Source organism: Embleya sp. NPDC050154 (assembly GCF_044460165.1).
In the GTDB taxonomy this organism is placed as follows: domain Bacteria; phylum Actinomycetota; class Actinomycetes; order Streptomycetales; family Streptomycetaceae; genus Embleya.
This window is the reverse complement of record NZ_JBITJP010000081.1, coordinates 1-1,285: the sequence shown is the minus strand read 5'-3', so window position 1 is coordinate 1,285 and position 1,285 is coordinate 1. Positions and strand designations below refer to the sequence as shown.

Annotated in this window: 1 protein-coding gene; it reads right to left on the bottom strand. The window is 70.3% G+C overall.

What is annotated here, in order from left to right; genetic code table 11:
* Positions 1-194: 194 nt before the first annotated feature.
* On the bottom strand, positions 195-1,285 hold a 1,091-nt coding region (locus ACIBSV_RS50675; protein WP_395874806.1), incomplete at its 5' end, for an IS4 family transposase.

Below are 1,285 nucleotides of genomic sequence, written 5' to 3'. Positions count from 1 at the left end.
CAATACCGGTGTTTTAGGTCTTTCTGCGGCGGGTTGGGGTGGTGCGGGTCGGTCCGACGAGCGTGACGTCGGGTGGGTTCGGTGGGGGTGTGCTGCGGTGCTCGGTTCGCTTGAGCGCCCAGTTGGACATCTTGCGCTTGATGACGCGGGGGTTGGAGCGCAACCGCCTCGGCGGCAGGGGCCGTTCGTGGATCTCACACAGGGTGGCGAGGAGTGCGACGGCGAGTCGGGAGGGGGGAAAACGCCGCCTGATCGGTGACGTGGCGGCGGACGACGCGCAGGGTTCGGATGAAGGACAGCCTGTCCGGGTCGCAGTCCGCGTCCCGAGCGGCGTGGTGCATCAGGTCGCGCAGGGCGTGGTGGACCAGGAGAACACCGAGGATCTCCTGTTCGACACCCGCCGGGTGACGCGAACGCAACACGTGGCCGGGACCGCCCTGGTGGGTCTTGATCTCGTCGAGGGCGGTCTCGATCTCCCACCGCTCGTGATACAGCGCCGCCAACTCGGCAGCCGGAGCCGCCGAGGGATCGTGGAGGGTGGTGATCAGCCGATACACGATCTCCTCCCCGCCGCCCGGGCCCAGGGTGTACTCGACCACACGGACCCGGATCGGATCGACGCGTCTCCTGTCGTGACCGGCGAAGATCTCCGAGAGGTAGGACCCGTCGGGCAGGGAGGTCAGGACCGGGAGCACGGCGTTGCCCTTGATCCGCCACAACAGGTCCGCGCCGGTCGCGGAGGCCGCCCGCCACAGTTCGAAGTCGTGGAAACCCCGGTCGGCCAACAGGAGCATCCCGGGCTCCAACGACGCGAACAACCGCCGGGCCGCGGTCGTCTCGCGCACGGCGAGCGGCGCGATGTCGGCCGCGAACACCACGTGGGTGCCGCACTCGACCAACACGGCCACCCTCGCCTGCGGATACGCGCTCCGACCCTGGCCCCGACTCGTACCCGGCCGGCCGAAGAACCCCGCGTTCGCCCCGCTGTCGGGCAGGTCGAAGGTCGTGCCGTCCACAGCGACCAGACGCCGCCCGCGGTACCACGCCCCGACCGTCCCCGGCACCGCCACCGGACGACACACCCGAGCGAACAACACCCTCAACGGCTCCGGCCCCAACCGCAGCCGCGCCCGCCCGATCGCCCCGGTCGTCGGAACCCGCCACGTCCCCACCCACCGACGCTCCCGCTCCAGACCCTGCGTGAGCAGACGCGCGACCTCCTCGTAGCCCTGCCCCGAGAACAGACACATCGCCAGGACGAAATACACGACCACCCGCGCCGGCA